The organism is Sphingobacterium yanglingense (genome assembly GCF_004363245.1).
Classification (GTDB): Bacteria; Bacteroidota; Bacteroidia; order Sphingobacteriales; family Sphingobacteriaceae; genus Sphingobacterium; species Sphingobacterium yanglingense.
Map to the genome: position 1 here is coordinate 21,985 of NZ_SNYV01000015.1, position 26,669 is coordinate 48,653.

Consider the following 26,669-nt stretch of genomic DNA (forward strand, 5'->3'; position numbering starts at 1 on the left):
GAACTAACATCACCCTATGTCAACACGCTTTTCTAACCAGAAAACATGGAGCTTTTTCCTGTTTCTTCTATTCATTCTCCCTTTTAACATTCAGGGGCAGGAGCATAATCTTAGTTCAGATGAACTCTTTCTCCGCGCCCGTCATGAAGCTTTTGAACAGAAAGACTACCCTCGAGCGATCATGCTCAGCAATCAAGCTTTAGAAAAATCTCCAGGCTACACAGAAATCCATATATTCTTAGGCCGATTATATACCTGGTCGGATAAAATTGACTCTGCACGCTTAGTCTTCGAAAAGTTGGATCAAGAAAAAGTCGAAGACGAAGACTTTTTTGTTGCGTATGCCTCTCTAGAATATTGGAATGACAACTCAACAAAAGCCAATTCATTATTAGATAGAGGATTAAACTATCATCCCGAATCTGAAAATTTACTTTTATTAAAAAGTAAAGTCAACTACAGTGATAATAATTACACTCTAGCCGAGCAGACCATAAATCGATTGTTAGAGCTCAATCCCAAACACACTGAAGCCCGGGTATTGTCCAAGAATATACAGGAATACTCGGCTAAAAATGCGATCGGTTTAACATACAACTTTGCCCATTTTGACAAACAATTTGACGACAACTGGCACATTATCGGATTGAGCTACAAACGGGTAACTCCTATTGGCTCTATGATTTTCCGAACCAACTATGCCAACAAATTTGCAGACAATGGAGTACAATTTGAATTAGAAGCCTATCCAAGACTATCCAAAATGTTTTACCTCTACGTAGGAGCCGGCTATTCAGACAATGTGGGCATTTTCCCTAAATACAGGACAGGAGTATCGCTATACGCCAATCTACCACACAGTTTTGAAGGAGAAATAGGATATCGGCAACTTTATTTCAGCGACAATATATGGATGTATACCGCTTCTGTAGGTAAATATTATCAGAATTTTTGGTTCAATCTAAAAACTTATCTCACTCCCAACAACAAAAACATTTCACAGTCTTACGCTGGCACAATACGCTATTATACCAAAGGAGCTAATGATTATCTAGGTTTTATTGTGGGTACCGGTCTAAGTCCCGAAGAGAACCGTAGTAATCTCCTAGACAATAATATTTACAAATTAAAGACCTTTAAGGTGGGTGCTGAATATAACTTTTCCATCAACCGAACAAACTTATTCTCTGTATCCTCCACATATTATAACCAAGAGTTCAGAGCAAAAGAAAAAGGCAACCAATATGACTTTACAGTAGGCTATATCAAAACATTTTAATGTTTTGATATAGCCTTTTCAAAATATCCAGCGTAAACACTATCAGGAATAACTTCCTTTCGCGTATAAAAGATCCTATTAGCACGCTTGAATGCGTCGAACCGATGTGTTACCACCTCTTGTATTGCAGCATCAGACAAAGGTTCTTCTCCAAGTTTAGCATCAAGTTTATACAAATGTCCATCTGAAAGATGATAATTACCATAAACAAAATCAATCAACTGATTTTTACTCTGCATCATCGCCATCCCTACACTACGATTAGACGGCCCTTCGGATAATCCCCTTCCAATCCAGGTGACCTGCTCAGGCGTGTGCAATTGATAATTATTCCTATAGTAAGCCAACAGCGAGGGAGTCACATCAAAATGGCTCACTGTATTTTTAAATGTATGTGCAGATTTCAATAAAGGAGAATAAATCAACAACGGCACGTGATAACGATCTATTTTACTTTGTAAAGGGACTTCGGGCATAGCATGATCCCCTGTAATTAAGAATAATGTATTTTTAAAATCAGGACGCTTTTTATATGCTTCAAAAAATGCTCGAAGTGCATCATCTAAATTCAAGACCGATACTAATTGCTTCTTATTCTCCCTCGCCCATTTCTTATTATCCAAAGAAAGATCAGCTTGAACTACTCTTCGATCAAACATCAGTTCATAATGTGCTGCATTATTAATCATAAAGGGATTATGGGTAGAAAGTGTTAATAATACATTCAAATAAGGTTGAGATGTCACCTTTTGTGTCTCCAAATTCTTCGTAAATACAGCTTGATCCTCATACCCCCAACTTTCTCCTCCATTACCAGGTAGTTTTCTATATGGTGATGCAAAAGCCCATTGGTCTACCAAGGTATCCACCTGGCTATAGGCCATGAACTTTTTCATAAAATCAAAATCTGAGTTACCTCCGTAATAAAATCCTGTATGAAAGCCATTTTTCTTTAAGACATTAAACAAGTTAAAATGATTAGGTAATACCTCTTGCTCCAAGAAGCCATGGATAGCAAAAGGTAGAGACCCCATCAGACTAGGCAATACAGAAAAAGTCCTCCCCGAAGTACTTAGATTATTAGGCCAATATAAAGATTGCTGCGATAGCGAATCAATGAAAGGCGTAAAGCAACCAATGTAACCCGAGGGTGAGCTATAAGCATGCCCCAATCCCTCCACTATAATTATAACCAAGTTGGGAGCAGTGGGAGCTTGGTTAAAATAAGGACCTAATATATCCTTCGTATCCTCTCCCCTCAAAAAAGGAAGATCCCCATCCCTTCCTACTAAATCTGTAGATTCCTGCCCTAGAACAGAAGCTATTTCAGGATGCCCCTCTAGGTAATTTGACACATTTGAATACAAAAAATAACGCAACTTGCTTCTCTCCGCATTCTCAACGAATTCCTCTGAGGAAGGTGATTTCCCTAACAAAAGTTTTAAGGGCACAAAACATGTTACCACACCCAATATCAACAATATTAATCCGACATACAGGTTCTTAGTCCGCCATTTACTGGAACCCCACAATGGTATAGCGATCAACAGAATCAAGGAAATCAATAAGCCAATATTTGTCCAACTTAACATACCACTGGCATCTAAAATCTGCTTCATCTCAATTGCACTGTAATAGTACATGTCGGCCCCCAATAAATTACGAGATTCTGAAAAGTACAGAAACAGCACAAATTGCATTAATACAATAAAAGAGAAGTATACTATCGCAAAACCTCGGGCAAAAGAACGACTGAGAAAACTCAAAAGCAGATAAATCAGCCCCCCTCCTGCTACAAATTGAAATCCCAAATACAAATTGTCTATAAAAAGATTCCATCCAATTGGAAAACTAGCCAATTGCACAAAATTGTAACCGTACCACCAGCGTTCTACACCAACAGCTAACACATAAAAAAGCAGGAAAACCATTGCCATAGGCACATAATTCCTTAATGCATCGTGTAATTGAAGTCGGACCTGTTGCCCCCAAGATTTCCCTTCCATTCCTTGTTGAAACCCCTGACGGGTCATCTCCCCCCAACCATGTTTATTCCGGAAATAATCCACAGCACCTCGAACACCTGCCTTAACAACAATCGGATGAAAATAGAAAGGCTCCAGTATAGCAGTAGCGATAAGTTTAGACAAGTCCTTACTTTTAGTATAAACCTGATGTCCGACTAAATCAATCAGCACGGCATAGATAGAGTACAAAATCCCGGAAGACACAACCAAAGCAAACAGCGCAAAGAAAAATGGCCAGTTAACAATACCCAGTATCAAAAAAACCAAAAAGATAAAATAACCTGTAAATTCTACTAAAGGGCCCAGAAACTCAAAGAGAAACCAATAGGGCATACTCACCATCCCCAAACGTCCATATCGTGGATTGAATAGTAACTTGCGATGCTTCCACAGTGTCTCCATTGTGCCGCGCATCCAGCGGTTACGTTGTTTTCTCAAAACTTCTTTGGTCTCTGGCACCTCTGTCCAACATAATGGGTCAGGAATATTCACAACCTCATAAAGCAACCTATGCTCCTCCATATAGCGACGCATACGAACGACCAATTCCATATCTTCACCAACAGTCTTGCTATCATAGCCACCACAGGCCAACACAATCTCTTTGTCAAAAGCACCAAATGCTCCCGAAATCAAGATTAATCCTGAGGCTCTTGACCAAGCCATCCGCCCCAAAACGAAGGCCCGAATATACTCTAATGCCTGCGTACGTCCCAACCAAGACTTGGGCAGATTAACCTGAACTACTTTCCCATTTTCAATCTGACAATTGTTTGCTAGCCGGATCACGCCACCACATGCTATTACACGCTTGTTGGTTTGCTCCAAAAATGGCTTAGCTAGTTTTAAAACAGCATCTTGTTCCAAAACACAGTCTACATCAATGCAAACAATATACTCTCCAGAAGAAATATTAACACCAACATTTAATGCATCTGCCTTTCCTCCATTCACCTTATCTACCACGAGCAATTTTTTAAATGCTGGATTTTTACTTCTGTAGATTCCGCGCACTTCTTTCGTAGGTATCATCCCTTGAATAAAAAATGACACCCGCTCTAAATCATAAGCTACAATCAGTTGATCGATCGAGTCATCCCGACTTCCATCGTTAACGATGATTATTTCTAGATTGTGATAGTAAATAGACAAGAGGGAACGTACATTCTCTACAATCGTTTTTCCCTCATTAAATGCAGGCGCAATTATACTAAAACGTGGCGCATTCGGGTTCGTTGCGATTAGGTTATAATCTGTAAATGTATTTTCGTGCTTATATCTTAAAACAGCTCCATAGGCATACAATCCTATCCAACCATATATCAAAAAAACAGCTATAGAATATAAAATGAATAACCATATTATAATCTGATAAAGGATATGTGCAAATTCTAACATTTCTTTTCTTGAAGAGCGTGGTTAACAATTTGTGTAAGCTGAGAAGAAGTCTCCGGGGAGGATACAATCCCTTGCAAGTAGGATTGCCCTCCTAGGGCCATGAGCACTTCAGCTGCACTGATTTTGATTCCAATATCCGGATGCCTCCATAATTGTTCTTGAAGAAACAATTCTGTCTGTTTGCTCTTTGAAGCCTTTAATGCCTTCAATATTTCCAACTGCACCTGATTACATTGATTAGCAAAACCTGCAAGCAACTGATTGATGGTATCTTTATTTTCGAGATTTTGAAGGGTGCGGACAGCATGCTTGCGCACCATAACCACATCATGATCCAATAGTGTTAACACCTCTGGATAATAACTTAATAGTTGGAATTGCCCAATGAGTCGCAACGTAAATACCACAACAGATTCATTATCGCTACCTAACCATACATTAATACGCTCAAAATGCGTATCAGGCACTTCTTCAATAGACCTCAACAAACGCAACTGTTGCCAATCCGATAGCGGATGCTGCAATTCATCTAAGAAAAAAAGGCCTTCAAATCCCTTAAATCTTACAATAGCATACTGTGCCTCTTGATAGACTTGCCTCTGAGGATGTTTCAAAAAATCAGATATCTGCGGCAATGCCCGCTCGACTCTCATTGCCGTCAATTCTTGAATTCCTCCAGCAATTAGATAATCACGCTTAGAACGCATCTTTTCCCATGCCTCTTCTTCCAGATTAAAAACTTTAAAAAGTCGTCCCACCTCTTCTCGGGCCTTCCCAGTAAACTTGCGCTCTGCAGACACCAACGTAGACAAGAAATACCTTCGAAACGAGGGTATTTTAAGATAAAGAGAAAAAGAAGTATCCTGTGGTAGCGGCTCAGTTCCCTCTACAATCGCATCTGTTATAATTTGTCGAATTATCGTTGCCCAAGACTGTCTATGTTGAAGAGATCTGTATCTAAAGAAACTAAAAATCAACACAGAAATAATCAATATCAATACAAAAATCAACACAACTATAATTCCCAAGACCAGTTCATGAAGAGTAACTAAATTCAACATAACTTTTGTTTTTTAAGATAACGAATTTGTCAACCGTTTAATCCTCAACATCAATTCATTTGGACTAAATGGCTTCACCATAAAGTCCGCAGCTCCTAGATCGAAAGCATCTACAACCACTTCCTCTTGTCCCATACTAGATAGCACAATAACAGGCACTTTTTTTCCAAATGCGCGCATCGCCGACAAAATTTCGATTCCCGATGCAAATGGCATCATTATATCTGTTATTACTAAGTCAACATTTTTTTCCTTTATAGTATCAATCGCTTCTTTACCATTACGTGTCAACAAAACTTCATGCCCTTCTTTAAGTAACTTATGTTCGACAGTACGTAATATCAACTCATCATCTTCTGCTATTAAAATCAACATATTATCTTTTATTTAAGCGTGTTTATCAGATATATTCCTACTTCAATTTCCTTTTTGATTTCTGCTATAACCGGACTCCAGTCTATCGTGGCAGATAGATTCCTTTCTGCCGTTGACGCAATCGTATCTAGCTTGAATAATCCGGCAGTAGCGGCTGTCCCCCTAAGCTTATGTAACAGCCCACCTATAACTTGTACGTCACCTTCACGACACGCATCTTCTAAATTTATTCTAGCTTGTCCTATTTCTTTGACAACTAAATCCAGAAAAAAGTTCATGAATTCTTCATCCTCACCAACTTGTTCTCTCAGTACGCGTACATCCAGGTGTTCTATCAAAACGACTGGATCCTCAACGTTTTCTTTCTCCACTTTTATCACTCTATTCAAGGCCAACAGGAGATCCTTTTGTCGTATCGGTTTAGCCACAAAATCTGTCATTCCCGCTTCTAAACACTTTTCTTTTTCCCCCATTACACTCCCAGCGGTCACACCAATAATAGGCACATCAGCATATCCCGGCAATTGTCGAATCTGCTTAGTAGCCTCTATGCCATCCACTTCAGGCATCTGTACATCCATCAATATCAAGTCAAACTGTTGTGTCAACGATGCAGACACGGCCTCTTTACCATTAGCCACTTCTACTAAAGAGGCATTAGGCATCAAAGAAGCCATTATCCTTAAATTCAACGCCATATTTACAGGGTTATCATCCGCCAACAACACATGCACCGATTCCTCATAAGTAGCTCCGGAGGTATTAGATGTCGCCCTCAAAGTCTGTACACTATCCACTTTATTCTGTCGCATAGCACGTCGCAACATATCATAAAGCTCATTGGATTTGATTGGTTTCAATAGACAAAATGAACGGTCTTCCTGTCGGAAAGAAGAGATTACCTCATGCTCTTCCGACGATGTATGTAAAACTACTAACGGCACTGTCTCTCCTCGCTTAAGAAACAATTCCTTGATCTTATCGATGGTTTCTACCCCGGATAGAATAGGCATATGATAATCCATGAGAATAATATCAAAACGTTCGCCTCGCATTAGCAACTGTAACGCTTCCATTCCATTTTCGGCTGTCTCTGAGTCGATTTTTTTATACGCGAGCATATGTTGCAGGATATTTCGATTGTTCGCATTATCATCTACGATAAGTATCCGATCAATGGGCAGGTTTTCCTCTTCATCATCACCTGCATATTCATAACGGACGTCGATATCAAAATAGAAAATAGACCCTTTACCGAGCTCACTATCTAGACAGAGCTTACTGCCCATATACTTTAACAAATTGTTTGAAATCGTAAGACCAAGTCCTGTACCTCCATATCTTTTGCTCACAGAGCTATCTTCCTGTGTAAAAGCGTCAAAAATTCGTTGTTGCTTTTCTATAGGAATTCCGATTCCTGTATCACGGACAGAAAACCGCAATGTGAGATTACATTCATCAAGTGCTAATTTTTCAATTTTAAGTTCGATTTCTCCATGGTCAGTAAATTTAACCGCATTTCCCAATAAATTAATCATCACCTGTTTAATACGCGCTTCATCCACCCAAATATAATCTGGTAATCCTTGCTCAATATTTAAGAGCAGCTCTATATCTTTACGTTGGGCTTGATAAAGCACTACGTTGATCACCTGACTTGTGAGTTCGTAAACATTGAATCGGTCAATAAAAAGTTCTAACTTACCAGACTCAATTTTAGAAAAATCGAGAATATCATTTATAATATTTAACAAGCTATTTCCTGATTCATTAATATAGTTGAGGTATTGTTGCTGAATCTCATTTAATGGGGTCTTTAGTAAAAGATCTGAAAACCCAATTACTCCATTCAGTGGTGTTCGTATTTCATGGCTCATATTCGCTAAAAATTCGGACTTGGCCTTACTGGCTAAATCAGCCAATTCTTTTGCTTTTACCAACTCTTCATTCACTTTGACAGATTCACTTATATTTTGAATGAAAACAGTAATGCCTCCAATGGTGCCGTCCGCCAGATACCAGGGGCGGACCTCCCAGTTATAATGCAGCGGTTCAGCTATACCTATAGCTTCAATTATTTCATTCGCATTCTTATAAGCTTTTCCCTGTAAAGCATCCTCGTAAATTCTTCGTCGCTTTTCGGGGATATCGGAGAATAAATCAAATAAATTCTCTTGCAGAGGATTATTACTTCTACGATGAAAATCTTCTAACCAACGGTTACTCACAGAGACATAGTTAAGGTCCCGATCAAACATCGCAACAGAGGCAGGAACATAATTTACAAAAGTCTGTAACATTGCCTCTTTTCTTTCCAGCTCCAAATAAAGGGTCTTACTATGGTCGATATCCTGAATTATACCAAATATCCGTTTACAGATATTATCTTCATATTCAGGTATACCTTTGACCCTTACCCAGATCAACTCCCCATTATTCTTCCGCAACCTGAGTTCCATATCATAAGGCTTACCTTCACCTGTTGCGTCCTCAAAGGCCCTCTTCAACAAATCACGGCTCTCCTCTTCATAAAAATCAAGAGTACTATTGAGATCTGGCACAAAGCTCTTTTCCACCCCATGTATCAACTTGGTAGAATCTGACCAGTAGACTTTCTTTTCTTCAAAGTCCACTTCCCACCCCCCCACCTGCGCTACCATATTCGTTTGTTCCAAGATTTGCTTTGTACGCAGTAGGTCCCGTTCGAGCTGTATACGTTCGTTCATATTCAACGCCGTACTCATGACATAATGTTGCCCCTCACTATCTATCTCCACGACATTATGATACAACCAATAAATCTTCTCACCAAGCTTGGTTTCCAGCACCATCATCCCCGAATCTTCCTTATTCGCATTGATGCGCGACAAATACTCTTCTAATCGGCCTACTAAATTCACAGGCACCAACTGTCTAAGATTCAGTCCTCGCACCTCATCCTCTTTATACTTCAACACAGCCCGTCCCTTCTCATTCACAGCGAGGATATTCCCTTGCATATCGTGCATACTCACCAATCCGATAGCATTTTCGAAGAAATTACGAAAACGACGCTCTGAACTTTCCAGTTTAACCTTTTCCTCAATCTCTCTAGTTACATTTCGGCCGAATGCCAAGACCCCTCCATTGACATCATCAGATTTAAAATACCATTCTATGACAATCTCGCTGTCACCCGCTATTCGCGTCTTTGTCGTTAACCGTTGTCCGTCTTCAGCCTCCATCGTGCGCATCACTTCGGAATAAAGCAACTCTTTGTCGTTACGCAACACCTTATAGAAAGGTTGCCCTATACACTCATCGATAGAAACCTCCAAGGCCTGCATAAATGTCGGGTTGACCTCTTTGATACGATAATCATCATCCAGCACACATATTATATTATTGGTCACCTGAAATATTTCTTCAAAATAACCAGCCTGTACTTTTCGCTTTTTACTTAAAAGAATCTTGGATACCGCTTGCCCCAATTGCTCTAAAGACGATATTTGCTTTTCAGACAGTGTTTTTGGAATGAAATCTATCACACATATTGTCCCTAGTGCATAGCCTTCATCGTCCAATAAAGGTACTCCGGCATAAAAGCGTATATTTCCCTCCTTGATCAAGGGCTTATGAGAAGTTCGTGGATCTTCAAAAGTATCTTCTATAACTAATGGTTCCCGACTCATAATCGTATATTGGCAGACTGTATTACGACGTTCTACAGTGTCAAGTTCCAAACCTACACAACTTTGAATAAGCTGGGTATCTTCTTCCATCATAGCAATAAGGGCAGAAGGACAATCTGAAATATGACATGCTGCCTGTGCAAACACATCAAGTTCAGGTTCCTTACCGAGTCCTAAAAGCCCATACGACTGTAATCGATGGATACGTTCCAATTCTTCCAGAGGAACGGGGTTGTTTTTCATACAAAAAATAATTAGTGTAGATGTAGTTTATTTACACAGTGAAGTTAATAAAAACAATCAAAAATAACTTTACAGATTTTCAAAAATCGGTTGATATTTATCTACACATTTCTGCCACATCTAAGTTTTTTCAGAACATTTAGCTCCTCCTTTCTAAAATTGTTGTTACGCGATACGCTGATAATTCCAAAGCACTAACTTTGTCCATGTGATATAACCAAAATGTAAATCACACGAATTATTTTAAATGAGTATCATGAAAAAAACAAAGTTAGCATTAAGCCTTCTTGCAGTAGGGTTGTTATTGGGCACGGTAGAAGTCAATGCGCAGACGTCCAAGAAATGGGAAGGTTTCAGTGACCAACAAGAAATCACGAACAATTTTGAGTTAAAAACAGAAGAATTACTCAAAAGCAGTAAATATATCACCACCGAACAAGCGGCAAAAGAGCTATTAGCAGTAGAAGGCAAAAAAGTTAAAATGCCATTGGTTCAGCCACGTAAAAAAGTATTAGATGCGGCAGAAATCGCAGCTTTAATCCAACCTTCTTTCGTTTCTTTCGCTAGTGCGTACGATTGTGGTAATTGCCATCGTACGCACCTCAATACCGCATCAGGGTATATCATCAGCGAAGACGGACTGATTGCGACCAACCATCACGTCATCGAAGGATATATTGACAGCAAAAACGGAAAAAACCTAGCTATGTCCATACAAACCAGCAATGGTGATGTCTATCTAGTTGAAGAGATCGTTTCCTGTTTTAAAGATGCAGATTTAGCAATCGTTCGCGTAGATACAAAAGGTAAAAAATTAACACCTCTGCCGTTGGGGAATACAGCAAAAGTAGGAGAAAATGTATTTGTAATGAGTAACCCTGCACCGATGATCAATTACTTCAGCACAGGCAAAGTAGCGCGCAATTACATCGAGTCGGCTTCAAAATCTGAAAGACTTCCACAAACTGATATTACAGCCGATTATGCAGCGGGATCCAGCGGTGCACCAATCGTGGACCAATACGGCAACTTAATCAGCACCGTATCTTCTACGCGTTCGATCTATTATGACATGAGAGAACAAAAGAATCTACAGATGGTCGTTAAAAACACTAAACCGGTAGTATTGCTTAAAGAACTTATCCTAAACTAGTATTTCTACACGGGTTTAAGATCAATGATGATAAGGGCTACCCATATGGTGGCCCTTATTGTTATTCAAAAAACAATACCGTAAGCCGGTTGTTTAAGAGTATATAAACAATGAAGAATCCTTTCAATAGAACCCTTAGCTTACTGGGCATATTTCGACAATTAAAACCCTTTGTCCGTCCCAATCGTCGCATGATTGTATGGACACTACTCTTGACCTTGGTAGGAGCCCTGATGGCACAGGTCAACCCCATCGTCTTAAAATACACCGTAGACGAAGTCTCCGCACTGATACAACTTCCAAACCCAATGGAAACCGGTATCCACGTCTTAGCTCTAATATCGGTCGTTCTTCTCGCCAAAGAGATTATCAATATATTCATTAATTTCGGTCAGAAATATTATGGCGAAAAAATACGTATCAACGTAAGTTCGGAATTAGCACAGACCGTAATCGATAAAATATTAACCTATCGGGTAGCCTTTTACACCGATAGCAACCATGAATCCGGCAAACTACAGACTCGTATCGATCGCGGCATAGAGAGCCTTACACGATTAGTCCAAAATTTCTTTATTGATATATTACCTCTTTTTTCCAGTGCTATTCTAGCCTTGGTCGTAATGTACATCCAAAACGTCTACGTAGGTCTGGTATCAACAATCGTCGTTCCCATTTATTTTTATGTCAGCTCACTACAGGCAAAAAAGCTCAGTGGCGTGCGTCGTACACTCCGCAATCAGCGCGAACAGAAAACCTCAGGTCTCCTCAACCTGGTCAACTCCATCCTCGTCATCAAAAGTTTTGTACGTGAAAAATTTGAAGGTAAAAAACAATACGACCTACAGATGAAACTTATGGAAAGCCAATTGCACACCCGAAAAGTCAACTTCCTCTATGATGGACTCAAGACCTTTATCGAGCAATTTGGCGTAGTTGCCATAATTCTACTAACGGTCTTCCTCGTATTGGATCAGCAGATGACCATTGGGGCCATCATGCTACACATTATGCTATTTAACAATGTATCTGCCCCTATCCGACAGTTACATCGTATCTACGACGACATGAACGATGCCATGATCTATGCCGAAGGGTATTTTGACATCCTAGATGCCGATTCAGAGATTGAGCCTAATGGTAGTAGTGCTCCGTCCACTACAGACGGTACCTTTGAACTTCAAAATGTAGATTTTAGCTACCCCAATAGCGTACAGACATTACAACAGATCAATATGCGCATTGAGAGCGGCAAAACCACAGCACTCGTCGGTCTGAGTGGAGCAGGCAAGTCCACCATTATCAACCTACTCTGTAAGTTTTATCTTCCCCAAGGAGGCAATATCCTTCTGGATGGCATTGACATCAACGATTATGATAATAGCGCTTTACGAGAAAAAATAGGAATAGTATTGCAACGGAACCATATCTTCAAGGGGAGTATCGAAGACAACATCCGTTATGGAAAAATAGAAGCCAGTTTCGAAGAGGTCCAGGAAGCTGCCCGCAAAGCATATCTACATGACCAGATTATGGAACTAGCCGAGGGCTATTCTCATGACGCGACCTTGCTATCAGGAGGGCAACAACAGCGGATAGCCATAGCTCGCTTATTCCTAAAAAATCCACCCATCATCTTCTTAGACGAGCCGACCGCCAGTCTCGATGCCATCGCTACCGAACAGATCAAAAACTCGCTAGATGCTATCCAGAAAGACCGGACAGTTGTTATTATATCCCATTCCTTATCCCAGATATTGGATGCAGATTACATTTACGTACTGAAAAAAGGAAAAGTTGTCGAATCGGGCACACACGATTCCTTAATGGAAATCAAAGGCACCTATCGCGAAATATTTGACGCCTCCGCCCGTAGCCTCAATCTTGACAAACTGGTACAGACCTATAAGGATGATAAGTAGAAAGGCTATTCTTTTCGCAGGCTCCAAACTGTCGAAATCCAAAGTAGAACAAGCGAAATAAACATTATCAGTGCAGCCAGCATCAGCCCCATCGGAAGGTGGGGTATATAGATGCCCTGCATACCACTCAATCCCTGCACCAGCAACACTAATTCATTACCTATAATCCCACATATAAAAACCAGCATTGCCCATTTTGTCCATTGCGTTGCACAGACAATTTTGTTCAAAAACAAAACCACCAAGATAAACAACGTAATTATCCCCAATAGAACCAGATGTAAATACCCCACCACAATAGGTCGAAAGCTATAGGTCAGTTCATGAAATGCAGGTATCAGGGCAATCCCCTGCAGTAACACTTTCAGACTAACTGCCGACAATATACACAAGAGAACTCCTCCCAGCCATGAGGGAGCTTTATCTTCCCCCCATTTTATCTGTCCTAATAAACCCTTCAACCAGTAAAACCAACTGAAGTTCTGCGCCAATACCGCTAGTACCAAAACAACATACAGTTCCACGGGCAGATCCAACCAAAGAAGCGATAGCAAATAAGCCGGAGCACAAGTCCAAGCAAACAAGCGATACAATACGCTTCCTCCTGCCACCTCTATCTGACGAGATGCAAGCCAATGCTGCCACAGTCCCATGCAACTGAAAAAAAACCAACCATTGTACTGAAAATGCAGAAAAAAGTAGATTGCGGACAATTGTTTATTCCCATCCACATTATGCGTTGCCTGTAGATAGGCCAGGTAAAAAGTACCCAATGAAGATACCAGCAAAAACAGCAACGCAGCCCTAAACCACTTACGTACCAAGAGAGACAGCGTCGAGCGGGCTATCGCATGCAACAGTATGCCCACAAATCCGTAAGACAGCAAAATAGTTAAAGTCGAAAAAATAATGGAATAGCGCCCATAGCCCTGCCATGAGAAGCAGAAAAGCATACCATAAGAAGCTAACATATTTGCTCCAATAAGCAATTGGTATTTCTTGGGTAAACAATCAGCAGCCTTCTTATTCAATACCAACATCGCCATCAGTACCATCAACATATGGGATATCCAGCCTGAGAATGCAAAATGTGAATGTGCATGTAGGATATACTTTTGGTTGAACCAAGTCTGCGGAAAGATAACAGCACTGCGCATCAACAATCCAAATGCCGCTACCAGCACCAGGTTGAATATACCTAAGAGGCACCATTGCCTGATTGTTACCGATGATAATAACGTCCTCATACTGATACAAATCTAAGCACTTAGACTCTAAGACAACATGTCACATATTAAGATTAAAAGTGATATAGATTACAAATTATACTTTTTCATAAAAGCATCATATTCTTTCTCTTCGCGGCACATCTTATCGTACCAATTTTTTTTCAGTACTAGCGTTGTTATTGCTAATACCATAATGCTTGTCACTAGTGGGAATCCCTCTTTAACCACGATATACATTGGAATTAGGGTCAGTGCACATTGCCAAATAATACCTATTCCAACATTAAACATATCCCGTTTAAAATGTCCATTTTTTTTCAGGTCAGGATATTTCAGCATTGCTTTTTCGGCTATAGGTCCCCAATAGCCCCAAGGTCTGATCCGGACATAAAAATTGACTAACACTTCTTCGTCCGTCATTGGCGCAAGATAAGTACCTATAATGCACCCGACAAGTGATATAGCCAATAAAACAGGGAAGTAATACAATGGCAATGTATCCGGAAAAATAAACGGGAGTACAATTGCTCCAAATATCCCCGCCAACATTCCCCAGAAAAACCCAGCACCGTTAAATCTCCACCAATGCCACTTCAACACATTCGCCGCTATATATCCACCGTATAGCGCCGAAACAATCCATTGTAACACAGAATTAATATTTTGCACATACATTCCTATTATTGTACTGATCCCGACAATTGTCACAGACACGATATAGCTAAGTTTTATCTGTTTTCGGGGATTAGCAGTAGGATATACATACTTAAGGAATACATCATTCACTAGATAAGCTTGCGCAGCATTTACGGTGGAGGCAAATGTCGACATGAATGCTGAAAGAAGCCCCGCTAGCAATAGCCCCGTTAAGCCCACCTGTGCAAACTGATTAATTGCTTTCGGTAATATAGTCTCAAAATCTATATCCGCCCCCATCGCCTTAAAGTCATCATTAAAAAACACCAAAGCCAAAACCGTAAAACCCATAATCATCAAATATCTCGGGATCAACAAAATAACCGAAACCGATCCACTCATCATAGCAGCCTCTTTGGGACTTCGACAAGCCAATATTTTCTGCATATCGTAATTTGCTGCCGGCCCTGCCATACTCATGAATAGACCTTTAAAAAGCATCATCATAACAAATATTCCAAAAAGTCCATACTGGTCTGCCTCTATCCTATCCATTATTGAGGGTAATATATTGCTCCAATCCAAATCCAATGTTGATCCAAAAAAAGGAGATAACCAGCCCTCGGGCGTATGTGCCGCCAACATTTCGGGAGACACACGGTACATCGCTATCGCTGCTATTGCAATCCCAGATATAGTCATAATGGCAAACTGTACTACATCTGCCCATACGATACTATGCATGCCTCCCAGCATAACATAGAATGTCGCTATGCCCGTAAAGAAAATTCCATAGACCTGAGCTACATGATCCGGTGCTACTTCAAATGGAATATAAGCCGATACAGTTTCCCAAGGAAAGAATACCTCCATAAATTTACCTATCCCTATAAATCCATAGCAAAGAAACCCCAACACAGCTATCACGGCATACAGTATCACTATCGTATAGGAAGAATCAGCCCCTTTACCATAACCAAATCGAGTACGTATCCACTCGGCCCCTGTCAACACATTCGAACGCCTCAACCAAATAGAGAGGTATATCATCAAAAAAATCTGGTTAAATACCGGCCAAAGCCATGGAATCCATAAACTCTTAAAACCATATACAAAAGCTAGATATACCATCCACATAGTCCCCGAAATATCAAACATACCAGAGGCATCAGAAATACCCAGCATATAAAAAGGAAGCGATTTGCCCCCGAGGTAATACGAATCTAGATTTTGAGAAGCTTTCTTTTTCAGAATCAAGCCAATGGCAATCATACTTATCAGATAAAATCCGATAATTAACATATCGACAACAGATAGTTGCATATCTTTGGTTTATTATTTGGTTAATGTAAGTTACAAAATAATCGCTATTACCCTATGGTACATGCAATTTGTTTTCTAATCGGTCTCGCTGTTCGTTGCTTCTATATAATGCTTATTTTTTTCGATCAGCGCATTTATCTTTTTGACAGATGCTGCCGAACGTAAGCCATCTACTGCTGTTTCAAAACAATAATCCAATAATTGCTCTACCGTACTGGATGCGACATGCACCCTTGTATCGCTCGACGCGTAGTAGATGTACACTACATCATCTTTAACTATCCATCCATTCGAAAACAACACATTGGATACATCTCCCACTCTTTCTTTCCCTTCTGGTGCCATAAAATAACCCGCAGGTTCGGCGATCATTACATTAGGTTGGTCTAGGCTGGTTACATAAAGATAAAGCACATAGCGCAATCCAGCTGCTGTACCGCGGACGCCATGAGCAAGATGTAACCAGCCTTTCTCTGTTTTTATAGGTGCTGGCCCCTCTCCATTCTTGACTTCCTTAATGGTGTGATAACGCCTCGGATTTACTATTTCTTCCGCTACAACGACGGGATTACAGATATCGTCTAACAGTGTCCATCCGATTCCTCCTCCTTTGTTTGCAAAAATGAAATCATCTTGTGGCCTTGTATATAGGGCATACTTTCCGTTCACAAATTCCGGATGCAACACCACATTCCGCTGTTGGCTGGTCGATTTTATATCCGGTAATCTCTCCCATTTTAATAGATCCTTAGATCGTATAATACCCGAAGACGCTATAGCCGTGGATAAATCACCTGCCAGTGCATCTGGTGCCAATCGTTCGCTACAGAATATTCCGTAGACCCAACCATCCTCGTGTGCTGTAATACGCATATCATAGGTATTGGTTTCGTTAGGATCGATATCAGGAAATGACAACGGCCTTTCCCAAAAATTAAAGCTATCTATACCGTTAGGGCTTTCCGCCACTGCAAAAAAAGACTTCCTATCAACTCCTTCAACACGTACGAAAAGTAAAAATTTACCTTGCCAATAAAGAGCACCAGCATTCATCGTTGAATTAAACGAAATACGCTCCATGAAGAATGGATTATCAGACGGATTGAAATCAAAACGCCAATCTAATGGTATATGATCTTTTGTGACCACCGGATTACGATAACGTTGTACAATACCATTTGACGATGGTATAGCGGTATTAATCTGCTTTAGCAGCACTTGTTGTTGTTCGAAAATAGACTTCTTATTACGTTCAAATTGTATAGACATAGGCTTTCAAAATTGTTTTAAATAAAAATCATCAATTCATTTACAGATACTCAGGGTATAACGATATACGTGTAGCACGATGAAATGCAAACCCACTACCGACGACGATTTCAAGTTCGTACACGACCTCCTTGGTTTTAGGGTTTATCTCCACTACACGTCCCCCCGATCCGATAGATGTAGACACGCCCATCCCAGGGCAGAACAACACATTCCCAGTTTTGTCCAGATACTGAACTCCCGACACAGCTTGAGAAAACCCTTGCGTCCCCCATTCTTCACCATAGGACCATATCTGTTGCACAGTTTTTTTTGTTAGATCAATTTTATATTCAACTACACGACTATAACTCATCACTCCAGGGGCAAAATTGGATATCCAATTACGATTATACCCATTATCAAATACGAGAATACGGTCTTCTGCCAGTGCCACTGGCGAATGTGGTCCCCACGACCAATCGAAGCCCGAGGTCCGCGCCTCCCCGTTAATAACCGCAGGATCATTGATCATATTACCACTTTCATCGATAGGCTTCAAAAGATAAGACTGATATGCCAGTCCCCAATATTTATGGGGAGATATAATCCAACGCAAATTTCCAGAACGATCAAAACTACTAATCCCCTGATAGCGCAACGTAGTCAATAAATTATTACCAATTTCGCCAATAGCGTTATTATGTGCCCAATTACTTGCCGAAGGGCCAAATTCTGCTGGTGTATTTGCATCGGGTTTGAGATACCGCGTTGTATCCAACTGATCGGCCAGATCCCATTCTCGAACCAGCCCGCCTGTTAAAGGATCCAGCTCAATGATATAGTCATTAATACGTGGCTGACCATTATTCAGTTTAGCACTAGACTTGCTCACGTTGACCAAAAAGTTACCATTAGCCGCTTCTGTAATCTCATGATGAAAGGTATATCCCAGTTTTTTCAGATCCCATTGCTGCAGGAGATTACCAAAAACATCCACCTCTATTATCCGTGGTTGCGATTGGTCCCCTGCTATAAAAGTTCCCTTTTTTGTACGTTTTAGGCCAATAGAAAAAGAAAGTTTTTGTAATTGTGAGGAAGCCTTAAAAAGCAGTAGCCAACGGATTTCTCCTTCATTGTCGATCATATAGGGTATAGATACATCTGCCTCGCTCTGACCAGGATAATTGACCAGTGTGACACCAGGCTCCATCTTTTGAGGTTGCGCTTTGATTTGCTTCCACTTCGGAAAATCCTGTATTCTTAAGGCATCAGTCCGTATACGTATAATGGTACTACCTCGTTCTTTTCCATCCATACTCGTAAAGGTCAGCTTTACCACATTCTCATAATCAGCATACAATCCCAAAACTGGTACCGCTTGCCTCGGTTTGCCATCTTGGCACCAATGGGTGATGGTCCCATTTTCACCGTGCCTGCCCTGCACTGTTATCTTCACCCGACCATATGTTGGCAGCCATACATTAACCAAAGCAGCCAAGGGATTCAAACCAGAAGGGTTGAGCTTTATCCCTTCTACTATAAAGTCAAGATTCGTACCCTTGGTCGGTACAGTCAACTCCGCCCCATCGCTGAAAATAACTTTCGTCTGCCAACGTTCCAGCTGTGGTTCTACTTTTGCAATCTCCAGTAAAGGGACAGACATAGCTCCACCTTCAAAGTTGAAAACGTAGTTTTCTTTACCCTTCGTCATATCAAGCAGCAGTTCTCCCTTATCAACCCATTCTTCCAACGCCTGTTTTGAAGAATTCTCTATCATAACATTGCTATTCTTAGCGCACGAATAAAATAGGACAACCATTATACCTAACCATAGATGAGATATAATATTCTTTCTTCTAAAAAAACAAAAAACACAAGTAACTGACATAGTATATTTGCTAATAGGTCTAGAGCATAGCGTTCATTTTTTCGGAAGAGCCAAAAAGCCCTTCCGAAAAAATAATAATTACCGCCACAACGGATGTTGCTGCATTTTGGTGTTCGTATTCAATTCATCTTGTGGTATAGGGAGATAGTAATGCTTAGCTTGAAAATTATTGACGCCTTGCTTTTTATTGTCTACAAAAATTTGCTTCATCTGTGCGTAGTCATACCAACGCTTTAGGTCAAAGAAACGGTGTCCCTCAAAGAAAAACTCCAATTCATTTTGTCTCATGATTTCCTTCATCAAATCATCTTTACCACTCCAGGTCTTATTGGCCAGTCCTGCACGATCGCGGATACGCTTCAAGCTAGATGCAGCATCTGCTGTATTTCCGTTCTGCGCACAGGCCTCCGCGTGCAATAGCAACACTTCTGAAAAGCGAAATACACGGAGGTTATTGTTATTGTTCTTAGCGGGGTCATAGTGCGAATTCGATCCTGCAGCATTCATATAAGCGTTGGTATACTTATTCATTAAGAAACGCCCCTGTTTTCCATCGATTTTCGGAAAGCCAAATTCAAGCTCTTCTGCTGGATGACGTTTAATTTTTTCCTGACAAGCTGCCCAAATATCATCAAAGGTCTGGTTGCCATACCATTTACCATCAGTCGCGCCAGTCTGGTAGTCTGAATACTTCCATAAAAAACTGGCATTCATACGTTTGTCAAAGCGAGTATCAGAGCCTACAGGTCTTTCCTCTGCGATAAAGTCGCGGATAATAGTTGGCGAAGGCATAATCTTGAACCATGCTCCTGTACCATCCGGCCCTATAAAATTAGGCAGTACCATTCCCAAATGCGAATTTGCTTGATCATCGCCCCATACCCCACCACTACTCAATGTACCATCGTAAGCCAACTCCCACACCGATTCCTTATTAAATTTGGTGGTATGTTTAAAATTATCCTGATAATCAGCCACTAAATCATAATTATACGGAGACGAAAGTAGTCCTTTCAACTCTGTTTCGGCATCACCGTATTGCTTGGTATACACTAAGGCTTTACCCAAGTATGCAATGGCAGCCCCTTTAGTTACCCGTCCCGATTCGGACGCAGGTCTATCTACCGGCAGCTTTTCTTTAGCGACTTTGAAGTCAGCGATAACCTGCTTCCAGATTTCAGCTTCTGGTGCCGATGCAGCTTCTCCAGGTTCCGCATCATCGGTAGCTACCGTCAAGCGCAAAGGCACATCTCCATAGTTGGCCGCCAATAAAAAGTAATACATCCCCCTCAGGAAACTCACCTCACCGATCAGTTGCTGTTTCTTGGCTTCGTCCATAGGCACCTTCTCTATATTTTTAAAGAACACATTCGCCCGGTTAATACCCCTATACAACCTTCCAAAATCACTCTCTGCGGTGGACGCACTATTACGAAAATTGACATAATCCCAGGTAAAAGCTTCTTCACCGATCAGAAAAAAAGTATCATCCGCCCGGTTCATGGTCTGATACCCCGTATAGGCTGCATAATAACCGTACATTTGGCTTCTAATAGGAGAATAGACCGTAGCTACAGCAGATACCGCATCGTTTTCATTGATCCAAAAACCTCCTTCTACGGGCTTATTGGGATTTATTCGCTCCAAAAAATCTTTGGAACAGCTCGTTAGCGACAGCCCAAGCACTGCCACCATCGTATATTTATTTATTGAAAATTTCATATGTGTATTTTAAAATTCCAAAATTCATGATTAAACATTACGCTGTCTTTTAAAAACTGGCTTGCAAACCAAACATAATAGTACGCGCCAATGGAAAGCGACCATAGTCTGTCCCTGCCGTCATTATGCTAGAACCGCCACCATTGTCGTCTGAGTTCACCCCCAGATCCGGTGTATACCCTTTGTACTTCGTTGCAGTAAAAAGGTTGTCAGCAGCAAAGAAAATACGGGTATTTTTCAACGACGCTTTACTTAATAGCTGCGTAGGCAGGGTATAACCTATCTCCAAAGTTTTCAAGCGGAAGAAAGCCCCGCTCTCTAACCAACGGTCAGACGCACGACGTTTATTGTCATTCGGGTCATCACGGGTGTAGCGCGGAATATCTGTATTGGTATTAGATGCTGTCCAGGAGTTTAACAAGCTTGTCGAATGGTTGTTCACCTCATTGGATGATTCAATACGTGCCCGCGTATAGTTGTATATTTTATTACCCGACACCCCATCAAAAAAGAAGCCCAAATCAACACCTTTATACTCTACATTACCCCGGATACCGTAAGCCAACTTAGGAAAAGGACTACCTAAATACTGTGCATCCTCATAATCGGTTATTTTTCCATCGTCATTAAAATCCACAAATCGGATATCGCCTGCTTTCGCATTTGGTTGTATAACTGTGCCATTTGAGCTTTTGTAGGCCTGTACTTCTGCATCAGACTGGAATAGACCATCGGTTTTAATTAACCAAAAACCACCTATAGGATACCCTACTCTCGCCCAGGTAACATTTCCTTCACTATGTGGGTTGAAACCGGAGAACTCTTGTACAGACCCCACAGTGACGGCTTTCATATTGTTCTTAACGGCAGAGGCATTCACGGCAATACTATAATTTACCGTACCTACTGCATCACGATAGCTGGTCAAAAATTCAAATCCCTTATTACTGATTATCCCTGCATTCATTGTTGGCGTACCGCCCAAACCCGACGATGGTGCCCGGTTGATACCTAGAAGGATATTCTTGGTCTCACGTACATAATAGTCCGCACTGACAGTCAATCGATTTTTCAAAAAAGCCAGATCTAAACCGATATTACTTGTTTCTGTTTCCTCCCATGTCAAGTTATTTGGAGAGGCCCAGTTGTACCCAGGAATAGCACCCAACCATAATTTGCCCCCCTGAATATAGTTGATACCGTATTCGGTGGTGAACTGTGTGGTATAGTTACCAATATTTTGGTTCCCTAGGCGACCATAACTGGCACGGATTTTAAACTCATTGACTGTATTTTTAGCCGATTCAAAGAAACGCTCGTTCATCACATTCCACCCCAGAGCAATGGAAGGAAAAACACCATAACGCTGTCCGTCAGCAAATTTAGACGATCCATCACGTCGAATCGTGGCCGTCAACAGATAACGACTGTCATAACTATACATCAAACGGCCGAACTGCGAAATCAACGCTTCTTCCTGAAGGCTGCCATTGGTAGACTGCTGATCCATTGCCCCAGCATCAATAGCATCTGTACCTAACGGTATATCCATACGACCAACACCAAAACCACGGTTATTATTCTCCTGTGCAGAATATCCTGCCAGAACAGATAACGTATGTTTGTCAAATGTACGGTCATAGTGCAATGTATTTTCAATCAGCCATTGATTGTTGAAAAACGCATTTTCTCGCAGATAAGACTTTAGGAATTGATCACCATACATATGTGGTTCTGCCTTCTTACTATAATTACGCCCCGTAGTACGATTTGCCCCCACATTCAGCCTATACTTCAACCCCTCCACAAAAAGATCAACCTCTGCATAGCCACTAAGCATGATATCCGTTTGATGCCGTTGATTATCGTACAAATTAAGAACACCAACAGGGTTTTCAATATTCTTCATCCACGTAGAATAAGCCCCATAACCACCCAATATCTCCGGATCATATACAGGTACTAATGGGTTCTGTCGCAAAATATCGGTAATCACCAATTCTGAGCCACGCTGTTGGTTTCCATTCTTAACCAAGAACGTATTTCCCAACCGCAAATGGTTATTGAACAGACTAAAAGTATTTTTAGTACGAAGATTAAAGGCGTCGTAATCTGTATTCAACAATACCCCATTCTGTTTCATATAGCCTGCGGATACGCTATAGGTCGAGCGTTCGCCACCACCAGCAATATCCACATTAACTTTATGCATAGGTGCAGTGCGGAATACTTCATCCTGCCAATCTGTATTAGTTGTCATCGCTTCGGCAGCTGGAGGTAATGTTCCATTTGCCTTTTGGAAATTTTTCCATTGTGTCGCATCCATTAGGTCCAACATTTTAGGTACTTTCTGTATACCTGTAAACGCATTGACACTTAGTGTAGCAGCGGTATTCTGCCTACCGCTTTTAGTCGTCACGATAACCACCCCATTCGCCGCACGTGACCCATAAATAGCGGCTGCTGAAGCATCTTTCAAGACCTCTAAAGAAGCAATATCGTTTGGATCTACGAGATTGATATCACTAAATACCCCATCCACCACATACAATGGGGTATTACTACCAAATGAACTAAGTCCACGTATTGTCACATTTAATCCGGCCCCTGGTGCGCCTCCCGAATTCGTAACAGAAACCCCTGCCACTCGTCCTTGCAAAGCACCTGCGGTATTTTTGGCAAGATTGGATTGCAGATCCTTTCCTGTTACCGATGCCACAGCTCCTGTCAAATCCTTTTTCCGGACAGTGCCATATCCGATTACAATCACCTCTTCCAATGCACTACTCTCTCCCCCCTGTAACTGAACCTGTATCGGTAGCTCATCACGCACCTGAATCGCTTGGGTCGCCATTCCTAAGTACGTAACTTCTAGGGTTTGTCCTTTTTCCAGCTGAATACTAAAATTGCCAAATTGATCCGTTTTGGTCACCCTGGTAGTGCCCTTAACTGTTACGGTAGCCCCAATTAATGGCTGATCCGCCCAGTCTCTAACGGTTCCCTTTACCTGCAGCAACTGTTGCGCCCATGCAAATACACCGTAAAGGGAGAAAAGTACAAGCAAAATGAATTTTCTCATAATTTAAATTATTTATTTGTTTTATGGTTTACTTCTAGAGCAGCAAATCCATCCTACAGATAGCTGCTAGTTATTTAATGGTTAATAGGGAATGCTCCGTATTAATAACGAAATTAGGGAAGCTATATCTAATGATATAGTACAATGGATTCAATAATATTGAACTTTTAAGGCTAAAAAAGCTATAACTCTAATCTTTAAAACAAGCTAAAGCATATCAATTGGCTGTTTCATCCCCTTATTGGATTGAGAAAGGAAAACTTTGGACAAAACAATAAATAACTAACAAACAACATGTTAGCAAACAAAAACTAAAAAACCATGAACTTTGGATTCAAAAAATATGACACCATTGTTCAAAACTTTACACAATGATCTGTTGCTTCTTGTATAATCGTTTGTATTCTAGCGGAGTTATACCTTTTGCCCGTTTAAATACCCGGTAAAAATAAGACAAACTGTTAAATCCGCACTGTTCTACCAGATCAGAAATTGGGACTTCCTGTCGTAGTAAGCGAACTGCCATATTAATTCTATAATCCAGCAAATAATCTGTAAAACTCATTGTAGTCGTCGCTTTCAGAAAACGAGAAAATGTAGACTTACTCATCGCAAACTCAGTCGCGACCTGAGGAAGACTAAGCTCGCTTCCAATATTACGCGAAATATAATCCTGCAAACGACTCATTAACAAATCGTTGCTACTCAACATAGATACATTTGTTTTTGACAATTCTCTCAAGTCATTCCCCTTAGACAACTCATAGAGAATAATGAAGAGTTTCATAACGGAATAAAAACCGTCTCTCTCCAAAGTAATAATCCGTAACAATGGCAGAACTCTTTCGATAGTTTCATGTCCAAAAACCACTCCCCTTGACGCTCTTGATATCAACTTCTGTACACTTTGAAATTGTCTTTTATCAAGACATTGTTCTATAAGAGACGGATGAAACTGGACCGTGATTTCATGTATATCTACGCTCTGACAATCTCCATCTATCCAAGCATGCTTTAGCTCTGGATTCGCTATAAGTACGAGATCTTTTTCACCAATTGTCTCTATCGAATCGCCAATAATACGCTTTGCTCCAGATGCCCCTTCCACATAGTTCAACTCAAACTCAGGATGTATATGTACAGGAAATGTAAATGAGCTTTTTCGTCTATCGAATACCACAAAACAATCTTCATTAGATAGCGGAGACTTTTCTCTGAATATATCTGAACGCATAATCTTGTTTAAATTTGGTTATTCTAAAGGTAGGAAATTAAACCAAAACAATCCTACTTTTTCCTTCCCCACCAAATCATAAAACCTGTAATAGGCAACATAATACAGATCAAGCTAACCAAAAAATAAAGATATCGACCGGCTATACCCAGTATCGATCCGGTATGTAGATCATAATTCATAGCCCGGAGGCGAGTTCCCCATCCCTGCTCATCCTCATAACGGATGATATCCACAGCCTTGCCCGAATATTGGTCAAAATTATACTTATCACTCTGGTACAATTTTTCTGCTCGGACCACCTCCGCATTAAAAAATCCTTTTTCAGATCTTGGAAAACTGAAATAGACCTTATTTTCCTTGCTCAGTGTTCTGTCCAGTCTGCTCCATATCTGGTCGGTCACCTCTTCTATCGGGAGTATCCCGGAAGGGCTCAGTACCTCCGTTTTCTTCTGCTCCAATCCACCATTCAACAATTGTTGCACATTCGTATCAAAGCCTTTAAATCCCCATATGATAGCCGAATAACTGATAAGCAGCAAAGGGATAGTCGAGTAGAAGCCTGCCACCTTATGGAAGTCAAAATTCAACCGTTTCATATTACGGGTTCTTTTGATCAAAAACATCCATTTGGCCGACTTTTTAGTGAGCTTACGAGGTATCCATATAACCAAACCGGACAATAGTACCACCAATAATACTACCGTAGCATAACCTGTTATAGGTTTCCCTATTTTCTCTCCCAGCCACAACCTTCTATGCAGATTGAGCACGAGTTCGAAGAAATCCTTTTTCGCATCCTCCACATAGACTACATCTCCCGAATAGGGATCTACATATACACGTACATAGTATTCATAATACCCCCAGTAGGTCCACGCTTCCGCATTTATCTTCATTGATCGAAAGACATAAGTACGCTTTGGATCTCCTGACACCTCTACTCTTCTAGATTTCGTTTCCCAAGGAAAGGCACTTTCAGCAATTGCTTTAAGCTCCGACATGGGCCGTTTCTGATCCTTGACCTCTGCGACATAATATCGATCAGAATGGAGATAATTCTTGATTTCCTGCTCAAAAGCAAGAATACAGCCCGTGATAGCCAAAATGACAACTATGGCCCCGGACAACAGTCCGAGCCATAGATGTATTTGATGTATTATCGTTCTAAGCTTCAC

15 protein-coding genes are annotated in these 26,669 nt (G+C 40.8%); 3 read left to right on the top strand and 12 right to left on the bottom strand.

Annotated elements, in window-relative coordinates; translation table 11 throughout:
* Nucleotides 1-16: 16 nt before the first annotated feature.
* On the top strand, nt 17-1,279 hold the full coding sequence (locus tag CLV99_RS13935; RefSeq protein ID WP_133585132.1) for a YaiO family outer membrane beta-barrel protein: 1,263 nt from the start codon (nt 17-19) through the stop codon (nt 1,277-1,279).
* On the opposite strand, the gene CLV99_RS13940 is transcribed toward CLV99_RS13935, so the two are convergent.
* From CLV99_RS13940 to CLV99_RS13955, 4 genes are read right to left on the bottom strand one after another with little or no spacing between them, the layout of a single operon-like run.
* Nucleotides 1,276-4,704 (bottom strand): sulfatase-like hydrolase/transferase, encoded by a 3,429-nt coding sequence (locus CLV99_RS13940; RefSeq protein WP_133585133.1) that lies wholly within the window; start codon nt 4,702-4,704, stop codon nt 1,276-1,278. The genes CLV99_RS13935 and CLV99_RS13940 overlap by 4 nt on opposite strands.
* Nucleotides 4,698-5,765, bottom strand: coding sequence for a HEAT repeat domain-containing protein (locus tag CLV99_RS13945; protein WP_133585134.1), 1,068 nt, complete (start codon nt 5,763-5,765; stop codon nt 4,698-4,700). Before CLV99_RS13945 ends, CLV99_RS13940 begins: the two co-directional genes overlap by 7 nt.
* Nucleotides 5,766-5,777: 12 nt before the next feature.
* Complete coding sequence (locus tag CLV99_RS13950; RefSeq protein WP_133585135.1) at nt 5,778-6,140, bottom strand: response regulator transcription factor; 363 nt, start codon at nt 6,138-6,140, stop codon at nt 5,778-5,780.
* An 8-nt stretch (nt 6,141-6,148) separates the two neighbouring features.
* Nucleotides 6,149-10,054 (bottom strand): response regulator, encoded by a 3,906-nt coding sequence (locus tag CLV99_RS13955; protein ID WP_133585136.1) that lies wholly within the window; start codon nt 10,052-10,054, stop codon nt 6,149-6,151.
* A 256-nt stretch (nt 10,055-10,310) separates the two neighbouring features.
* On the opposite strand from CLV99_RS13955, the gene CLV99_RS13960 reads away from it, so the two are divergent.
* Together CLV99_RS13960 and CLV99_RS13965 are read left to right on the top strand one after the other, a co-directional pair.
* Nucleotides 10,311-11,207 (top strand): S1 family peptidase, encoded by an 897-nt coding sequence (locus CLV99_RS13960; protein ID WP_162850113.1) that lies wholly within the window; start codon nt 10,311-10,313, stop codon nt 11,205-11,207.
* Between the two features lie 110 nt (nt 11,208-11,317).
* Nucleotides 11,318-13,129: an ABC transporter ATP-binding protein gene (locus CLV99_RS13965; RefSeq protein WP_211348543.1), complete on the top strand. Its 1,812-nt coding sequence runs from the start codon at nt 11,318-11,320 to the stop codon at nt 13,127-13,129.
* Nucleotides 13,130-13,134: 5 nt separating this feature from the next.
* On the opposite strand, the gene CLV99_RS13970 is transcribed toward CLV99_RS13965, so the two are convergent.
* From CLV99_RS13970 to CLV99_RS14005, 8 genes are all read right to left on the bottom strand, one after another.
* Nucleotides 13,135-14,376 carry a hypothetical protein gene (locus tag CLV99_RS13970; protein WP_133585138.1) on the bottom strand — a complete coding sequence of 414 codons (1,242 nt, stop codon included), beginning with the start codon at nt 14,374-14,376 and terminating at the stop codon, nt 13,135-13,137.
* 69 nt (nt 14,377-14,445) lie between these two features.
* On the bottom strand, nt 14,446-16,317 hold the full coding sequence (locus tag CLV99_RS13975; RefSeq protein ID WP_133585139.1) for a sodium:solute symporter family protein: 1,872 nt from the start codon (nt 16,315-16,317) through the stop codon (nt 14,446-14,448).
* 75 nt (nt 16,318-16,392) lie between these two features.
* A complete protein-coding gene (locus tag CLV99_RS13980) occupies nt 16,393-17,586 on the bottom strand; it encodes a glycoside hydrolase family 130 protein (RefSeq protein WP_133585140.1) in 1,194 nt (397 codons plus the stop codon).
* 40 nt (nt 17,587-17,626) lie between these two features.
* Nucleotides 17,627-19,345 carry an aryl-sulfate sulfotransferase gene (locus tag CLV99_RS13985; protein WP_246032774.1) on the bottom strand — a complete coding sequence of 573 codons (1,719 nt, stop codon included), beginning with the start codon at nt 19,343-19,345 and terminating at the stop codon, nt 17,627-17,629.
* Between the two features lie 189 nt (nt 19,346-19,534).
* Nucleotides 19,535-21,178 carry a RagB/SusD family nutrient uptake outer membrane protein gene (locus CLV99_RS13990; RefSeq protein ID WP_133585142.1) on the bottom strand — a complete coding sequence of 548 codons (1,644 nt, stop codon included), beginning with the start codon at nt 21,176-21,178 and terminating at the stop codon, nt 19,535-19,537.
* 49 nt (nt 21,179-21,227) lie between these two features.
* The gene (locus CLV99_RS13995) at nt 21,228-24,257 is read right to left on the bottom strand and encodes a SusC/RagA family TonB-linked outer membrane protein (RefSeq protein WP_133585143.1); all 3,030 of its coding nucleotides are present in this window, start codon (nt 24,255-24,257) and stop codon (nt 21,228-21,230) included.
* A 364-nt stretch (nt 24,258-24,621) separates the two neighbouring features.
* On the bottom strand, nt 24,622-25,491 hold the full coding sequence (locus CLV99_RS14000) for an AraC family transcriptional regulator (RefSeq protein WP_133585144.1): 870 nt from the start codon (nt 25,489-25,491) through the stop codon (nt 24,622-24,624).
* A 53-nt stretch (nt 25,492-25,544) separates the two neighbouring features.
* Nucleotides 25,545-26,669 (bottom strand): PepSY-associated TM helix domain-containing protein, encoded by a 1,125-nt coding sequence (locus CLV99_RS14005; RefSeq protein ID WP_133585145.1) that lies wholly within the window; start codon nt 26,667-26,669, stop codon nt 25,545-25,547.

Bases quoted from the DNA above. Each gene is read 5' to 3' on its own strand.
- CLV99_RS13935 (WP_133585132.1), top strand. From the start codon at position 17: ATGTCAACACGCTTTTCTAACCAGAAAACATGGAGCTTTTTCCTGTTT.
- CLV99_RS13940 (WP_133585133.1), bottom strand. From the start codon at position 4,704: ATGTTAGAATTTGCACATATCCTTTATCAGATTATAATATGGTTATTC.
- CLV99_RS13945 (WP_133585134.1), bottom strand. From the start codon at position 5,765: ATGTTGAATTTAGTTACTCTTCATGAACTGGTCTTGGGAATTATAGTT.
- CLV99_RS13950 (WP_133585135.1), bottom strand. From the start codon at position 6,140: ATGTTGATTTTAATAGCAGAAGATGATGAGTTGATATTACGTACTGTC.
- CLV99_RS13955 (WP_133585136.1), bottom strand. From the start codon at position 10,054: ATGAAAAACAACCCCGTTCCTCTGGAAGAATTGGAACGTATCCATCGA.
- CLV99_RS13960 (WP_162850113.1), top strand. From the start codon at position 10,311: ATGAAAAAAACAAAGTTAGCATTAAGCCTTCTTGCAGTAGGGTTGTTA.
- CLV99_RS13965 (WP_211348543.1), top strand. From the start codon at position 11,318: ATGAAGAATCCTTTCAATAGAACCCTTAGCTTACTGGGCATATTTCGA.
- CLV99_RS13970 (WP_133585138.1), bottom strand. From the start codon at position 14,376: ATGAGGACGTTATTATCATCGGTAACAATCAGGCAATGGTGCCTCTTA.
- CLV99_RS13975 (WP_133585139.1), bottom strand. From the start codon at position 16,317: ATGCAACTATCTGTTGTCGATATGTTAATTATCGGATTTTATCTGATA.
- CLV99_RS13980 (WP_133585140.1), bottom strand. From the start codon at position 17,586: ATGTCTATACAATTTGAACGTAATAAGAAGTCTATTTTCGAACAACAA.
- CLV99_RS13985 (WP_246032774.1), bottom strand. From the start codon at position 19,345: ATGATAGAGAATTCTTCAAAACAGGCGTTGGAAGAATGGGTTGATAAG.
- CLV99_RS13990 (WP_133585142.1), bottom strand. From the start codon at position 21,178: ATGAAATTTTCAATAAATAAATATACGATGGTGGCAGTGCTTGGGCTG.
- CLV99_RS13995 (WP_133585143.1), bottom strand. From the start codon at position 24,257: ATGAGAAAATTCATTTTGCTTGTACTTTTCTCCCTTTACGGTGTATTT.
- CLV99_RS14000 (WP_133585144.1), bottom strand. From the start codon at position 25,491: ATGCGTTCAGATATATTCAGAGAAAAGTCTCCGCTATCTAATGAAGAT.